The organism is Rhizobium sp. UFLA01-1127 (assembly GCF_059803845.1).
In genome coordinates, this window is record NZ_JAUQTZ010000071.1 from 24,632 (window position 1) to 30,827 (window position 6,196).

At 60.9% G+C, this 6,196-nt stretch carries 5 protein-coding genes; 2 read left to right on the forward strand and 3 right to left on the reverse strand.

Translation table 11 applies throughout. The annotated features are described in order from the left end of the window. Positions 1–45: 45 nt before the first annotated feature. On the reverse strand, positions 46–1,437 hold the full coding sequence (locus Q4Q11_RS18375) for a multicopper oxidase family protein (RefSeq protein WP_498570393.1): 1,392 nt from the start codon (positions 1,435–1,437) through the stop codon (positions 46–48). Between the two features lie 273 nt (positions 1,438–1,710). Here Q4Q11_RS18375 and aspS point away from each other — a divergent pair, with 273 nt between their 5' ends. Then, on the forward strand, positions 1,711–3,501 hold the full coding sequence (aspS, locus tag Q4Q11_RS18380; protein ID WP_498570394.1) for an aspartate--tRNA ligase: 1,791 nt from the start codon (positions 1,711–1,713) through the stop codon (positions 3,499–3,501). 75 nt (positions 3,502–3,576) lie between these two features. On the opposite strand, the gene Q4Q11_RS18385 is transcribed toward aspS, so the two are convergent. Then, positions 3,577–4,746 carry a serine hydrolase domain-containing protein gene (locus Q4Q11_RS18385; protein ID WP_498570395.1) on the reverse strand — a complete coding sequence of 390 codons (1,170 nt, stop codon included), beginning with the start codon at positions 4,744–4,746 and terminating at the stop codon, positions 3,577–3,579. Positions 4,747–4,812: 66 nt separating this feature from the next. Here Q4Q11_RS18385 and Q4Q11_RS18390 point away from each other — a divergent pair, with 66 nt between their 5' ends. Beyond that, on the forward strand, positions 4,813–5,475 hold the full coding sequence (locus Q4Q11_RS18390; RefSeq protein WP_498570396.1) for a TetR/AcrR family transcriptional regulator: 663 nt from the start codon (positions 4,813–4,815) through the stop codon (positions 5,473–5,475). A 61-nt stretch (positions 5,476–5,536) separates the two neighbouring features. On the opposite strand, the gene Q4Q11_RS18395 is transcribed toward Q4Q11_RS18390, so the two are convergent. Further along, on the reverse strand, positions 5,537–6,196 hold a 660-nt coding region (locus Q4Q11_RS18395; protein WP_498570397.1), incomplete at its 5' end, for an aq_1923 C-terminal domain.

The following is a 6,196-nucleotide window of genomic DNA, read 5'->3' on the forward strand; positions in this document are numbered from 1 at the left end:
GCGGCTTCGAGCGAAGCAGTCTGCGATCGAAGCTGATCGGGACCCTTACGCCACGCGCACGTAGCTGGTCATGCCCGTCTTTTGATGTTCGATGATATGGCAATGCAATACCCAGTCACCGGGGTTATCGGCGACGAAGGCAAGCTGCACCTTTTCATCCGGCTGGATCAGATAAGTATCGGAGACGAAAGGCTGTATCTGCCGTGTCGAGGAGGAGAGGACCGTAAAGCTCATCCCGTGCAGGTGGATCGGGTGGCTGTGCGGGGTGACGTTTTCCATGTCGATGACATAGCTTTTGCCGAGCTTGAGTTCGGCAAGCGGGGCCGTGGGATCGGAGGTATCACCCGGCCACGGCACCTTGTTGATCGCCCAGAAGCTGTAGCCGAGCGAACCGCAGATCGTGTTGTCAGCCGTATTCTCGGCCGTGGCGCTGAGGATCAGCGGAATATGCATGGCCGAACTCAGATCGGCCTTCTGCACGGGATTGGCCTCCAGCGGTGCCAGATCACGGACATCGCGTTTCAGCGAAGTACCGACCGCACGCAATGTCGCCAGCACTTTCGGATTGGTGCCCTTGATGTCCTCGAGCTTGACGACCGCGCCTTCGCTGTCGGGCATACGCACGGCAAGCTCCAGCCTCTGTCCCGGGCCGAGCTGCAGGAGATCGAGCGAAAAACGCTGCAGCACGGGATTGCCGTCGATGGCGATCACGGCCGCTTCGGCGCCGTCCACGCGGAAGGAATAGATGCGCGTGACGTCGGTAATGGCAAGGCGCAGGCGCACCAGGCCGCCGGAAGGGGCGTCATATTGCGGTTCCTGTTGCCAGTCGGCCGTGCGGACCGTGCCATAGGTGCCGGACTTGGCGGCATCGCGCGGCCTGAATTGCGCAATGAACTGTCCGTCTCCTCCCAGCCGCCAGTCGCGCAGATTGAGCACCACTTCCGAATCGAAAGCCGGATCCCTGGGATTTTCGACGACGATGACGCCGGTCATGCCATGGCCCATCTGCTCCAGCGTGTTGCAATGCGGATGATACCAGAAGGTGCCCGCATCGGGCGGGGTGAAGGCGTAGTCGAAATGATCGCCGGTATAGACATAAGGCTGCGTCAGGAACGGCACGCCGTCCATAGCGTTCGGGAGCCGGATGCCGTGCCAGTGGATGGTTGTCGGATCGTCGATGCCGTTGATCAGCCGTGCCGCGAAGGGTTCGCCTTTCTTCATGCGCACGACGGGCGGCATGCCGGCCTCGCCGTAGGTCAACACGTTCCTTGTCCTGCCGCTATCGGTAAGACTGGCTTCGATCTTGGCCGTTTTCAGCACATGCGGCTCGGCCGCGGCCGCCTTGCCTGCGAACTTCCCGGCAATGCCGAGACCGACACCATAGGCGCCGGCAATGGCTGAAGCTTTCAGGAGGTTGCGGCGGGTGAGGATCGGCATGTCAGGCTCCCGGGGCGAGAATACATGGATGCCTGTTTAAAGTTGACTGAAGTATTCATCAATAGCATTGAGGTGGCCAAACCGCCGCAGTGGCTGCTTGCGAATGTCGATGTGGGTGGTGGGTGAGACGGCTTTAAGCCGACTTCCGGCATCGGTCATACGTTCGAGCCTTGACAAATCGGGCGCACCATGCGCTTTTCCGCCCGATTTTCCCGTCGGCGGGCGAGGGGTCTGCGTGTCCTTTCGCCGCCCGCCAAGTCCAGGATATATACTATGCATCGCTATCGCAGCCACACATGCGCCGCCCTGCGCAAGTCCGACGTCGGTTCGACCGTCCGCATTGCCGGCTGGGTTCATCGCGTCAGAGATCATGGCGGCGTGCTGTTCATCGACCTGCGCGATCACTACGGCATCACCCAGGTCGTTGCAGACCCTGATTCTCCGGCCTTCAAGCTTGCCGAAACCGTTCGCGGCGAGTGGGTCATCCGCATCGACGGTCTGGTCAAGGCCCGTACGGAAGACACGGTCAACAAGAACATGCCGACCGGCGAGATCGAGCTTTACGCTCGGGAGATCGAAGTGCTCTCCGCCGCCAAGGAACTGCCGCTGCCCGTCTTCGGCGAGCCGGACTATCCGGAAGACGTTCGCCTGAAGTATCGCTTCCTCGATCTTCGCCGCGAGACGCTGCACAAGAACATCGTCAAGCGCACGCAGATCATTTCCTCGATGCGCCGCCACATGGGCGAAGTCGGCTTTACCGAATACACGACGCCGATCCTGACGGCATCGTCGCCAGAAGGCGCGCGCGACTTCCTGGTGCCGAGCCGCATCCATCCCGGCACCTTTTACGCGCTGCCGCAGGCGCCGCAGCAGTACAAGCAGCTGCTGATGGTTGCCGGCTTCGACCGCTACTTCCAGATCGCTCCCTGCTTCCGTGACGAAGACCCGCGCGCCGACCGTCTGCCGGGCGAATTCTACCAGCTCGACCTCGAAATGAGCTTCGTGACGCAGGAAGACGTTTGGAACACCATGGGTCCGCTGATGACCCAGGTGTTCGAGGAGTTTGCCGAGGGCAAGCCGGTCACCAAGGAATGGCCGTGCATCCCCTATGACGTCGCCATCCGCAAATATGGCTCCGACAAGCCGGACCTGCGCAACCCGATCGTCATGGAAGCCGTCACCGAGCATTTCGCCGGCTCCGGCTTCAAGGTCTTCGCCAACATGATCGCTTCCAACCCGAAGGTCGAAGTCTGGGCCATCCCGGCCAAGACTGGCGGTTCGCGCGCCTTCTGCGACCGCATGAACGCCTGGGCGCAGAGCCAGGGCCAGCCGGGCCTCGGCTATATCTTCTGGCGCAAGGAAGGCGAAAAGCTCGAAGGGGCTGGCCCGCTTGCCAAGAACATCGGCGAAGAGCGCACGGATGCGATCCGCACCCAGCTCGGCCTCGATGACGGCGACGCCTGCTTCTTCGTCGCCGGCGATCCCTCCAAGTTCTACAAGTTTGCCGGTGAAGCCCGCACCAGGGCTGGCGAAGAGCTGAACCTGGTCGATCGCGACCGCTTCGAGCTATGCTGGATCGTCGACTTCCCGTTCTTCGAATGGAGCGAGGAAGAAAAGAAGGTTGATTTCGCTCACAACCCGTTCTCGATGCCGCAGGGCGGCCTTGAGGCGTTGCAGAACCAGGATCCGCTCACGATCAAGGCCTTCCAGTACGACGCCGTCTGCAACGGTTTCGAAATCGCTTCGGGCTCGATCCGTAACCAGTCGCCGGAAACCATGGTCGCCGCCTTCGAAAAAGTCGGCCTCAGCCAGGCCGACGTGGAAGAGCGTTTCGGCGGCCTCTACCGCGCCTTCCAGTACGGTGCACCTCCGCACGGCGGCGCTGCCTTCGGTATCGACCGTATCGTCATGCTTTTGGTCGGCGCCAAGAACCTGCGCGAGATCTCGCTGTTCCCGATGAACCAGCAGGCACAGGATCTGCTGATGGGCGCTCCCTCGGCCGCAACGCCGACGCAGTTGCGCGAACTGGCCATCCGCCCGGTACCGCCGGTCAAGAAGGACTAAGTCCTCTACGGTTTGACGAAATGCAAAACCCGGCGACCGAAATCGCCGGGTTTTCGTTTGGTATGCTGATGTCAATCAAATCCCAGCATAGATCGCTTTGGCGAGATCCGTGGTGAACTGGCCCCACATGCCCTCGAGAGTCGTATTCGTCAGGGCGACTACGGTGAGACCCATTTTAGCATCGACGAACCAGCTATGCCCGTAGACGCCGCCCCATTTGATCGTGCCGGCCGAGAAGGGCACTTGAGCCACAATGGGATTTGCAATAACGGACCAGCCATAGCCGAAACCGAAGCCAGCCTGCTGCGCCTCCATATGCCCGCCCGCCTGATCGGTCATCATGGTCTTCACGGTATCGGCTGACAGCAGCGGTGCTCCGCCCCTTCGTATGGTTTCGAGGATGGCAAGGATGTCGCTTGCCGTTCCGGCCATGCCGGCGCCGCCGGAGTGATAGGACGTCGGATCAAAAATCCTGTCGGGCGCAAAGCGGATCGTGCCGTCGAATATCGGAACGAGCGCCTCGTCTCCCATCCGTTGCGGTTCCGTCGAGCCATTCACATAGGCCGCTGCCAGGCGGCTGCGGTCGCGCACCGAGAAGGCCGTATCGGAAAGGCCGAGCGGCTTCATGACAAGATCGGCAACCGCATCGCCGAGCGGGCTGCCGGTTTCCTTCTCGATGATGCCGCCAATCACATCCATCGCCAAGGAATATTGCCAGTTCTCGCCGGGCGCGAAGAGAAGGGGCGCGCTGGCGAGGCGCTGGAGGTTGTCAGCCAATGACCGGCCCGGCGTGTCCAGTCCGTCGGATACGCCGGCACGATGATAAGGGCCATCCTGTGCCTCGGTGAATGTGTAGCCCAGCCCTGAGGTATGGGAGAGCAGATGCCGGATGCGGATAACGGCTTCACCCCCGTCAGGCAGACGCGGCCGGAAATCCGGCAGCCATTTGGTGATCGGATCGTCGAGCCCGATGCGGCCCTGTTCGACGAGCCGCATGGCGGCAATCGTCACGATCGGCTTGGTGACGGAGGCAAGGCGGAAGATGGCGTCTTCCCGCATTGCTATCTTGTTTTCGCGATCCGCCAGACCGGCGGCACGGCTGTAGACCAGCTCTCCATCCTGAGCGATCAGAACGACGGTACCGACCAGCCTTTTGTCCGCCAGAGCGGAATCGATCGCGGCATCGACGCCTTCCGCAAGACTGCCGTCGCTTGCATGCGCAGAATTTTCCAGGGGAAGACTCATGGGGCAAAACCTTCTATAATCACAATGACCATTCCTGAATACATCAGGTTGGGAAATAATTCTAGAGTGATCATTGTGAAAAATATTGAAGAGACGGAAAATTCTTCACCACGAAAGCGCGGGCGTCCGCCCGCCTTCGATCGCGAAACGGTTCTTGCCGCCGCGCGGGATACTTTCTGGAAGCATGGCTATGACGGCTCCTCCATTGCCGATCTGACCGCGGCCATGGGCATCACCCCTCAAAGCCTCTATGCCGCCTTTGGTTCGAAAGCGGAGCTTTACCGGGAAACTCTCGATCAGTATCGGCGCATGCCCCGAGCCGAGCCTGGCAATCCGTTTACGGACAATGTGGACACGGTGACCGCCTTCGAGCGCTTCCTGACGAATTCAGCCAAGATCTTCACGGCGCCAGAGCATCCGAAAGGCTGCATGATATCGACGGCGGTCCTGAATTGCGCAGAGGAGAACGAGCCGATCGCCCATCATGTCGCATCGATGCGCCTGCAGGCGCTGGATATTTTCGCGGCACGGATCGAACGCGGTATTGCCGAAGGCGACCTCCGGCCGGAGGCCGACCCCCGGTCGCTGGCGCGCTTTCTCGGTGCGATCGTGCAGGGCATGTCCGTTCAGGCGCGCGACGGTGCGACCACGGAGGAATTGCTTGCCCTGATGTCCCATGGGCTCAGCGAACTCAGGAAATATCAGCTTCCCAAAGGCTCCAAGCTTTGAGGCAAAGAAAAACCCGGCGACCGAAATCGCCGGGTTTCTGAACAGCTTTGAGAACGGCAGCTTAGTCGTTCGAGGAAACCTTGAGGCCGATGACCTGCGGGATCGTCTGCGGCGCGCCCATGGCAGCGCCGATGATCATCGGCACCGGCACCGGCTTGCCCGGAGCGGCGCTGACGGTCAGGCTCTTCGGATTGTCGAGATAGGTGTTGACTGCCGATGACACTGCATTCTGCAGTTCCGGAATGTTGAGCTGCGCCATCATGATCGGGGTCATCGCCTTCAGCGTGTCGGCCAGCTGTTTGCCGCTGACGCCTTGCTGTTTGCCGGCGAAATCGAGCGCGCGAGACGTGATCGATGCATCGTCGAAGCGGATCTTGGCGCTGTTGAAGGTCAGCTGCTGCAGCAGGCCGAGCATGGCAAGGCCGGCAGACTGCTGTGCTTCCTGCTGGTTCGGGTTGGAACGAACCGTCTTGAGTGCGTCCTGCATCGACTTGGCGAAGGCAGGCGTGTAGCCGGAAATGCTGAAGGCCAGGTTCAGCTTGCCGATATCCTTGAAGTCGAAGGAATATTCGGTGACATTGATCGTGCCGGGTCCGATTTCCCAGCTGCCCTTCATGGCGATCGTGCCGTCGAGCTGCTGCAGCTTGAGCGCTTCGATCGCTTCCTTGGCCTTCGGGTCGTCGACCTTGCTGAGATCGGCCTTGATGCCGTTGATCTTGGC

Coding starts and splice junctions, on each gene's coding strand:
- Q4Q11_RS18375 (WP_498570393.1), bottom strand. CDS start 1,437: ATGCCGATCCTCACCCGCCGCAACCTCCTGAAAGCTTCAGCCATTGCC.
- aspS (WP_498570394.1), top strand. CDS start 1,711: ATGCATCGCTATCGCAGCCACACATGCGCCGCCCTGCGCAAGTCCGAC.
- Q4Q11_RS18385 (WP_498570395.1), bottom strand. CDS start 4,746: ATGAGTCTTCCCCTGGAAAATTCTGCGCATGCAAGCGACGGCAGTCTT.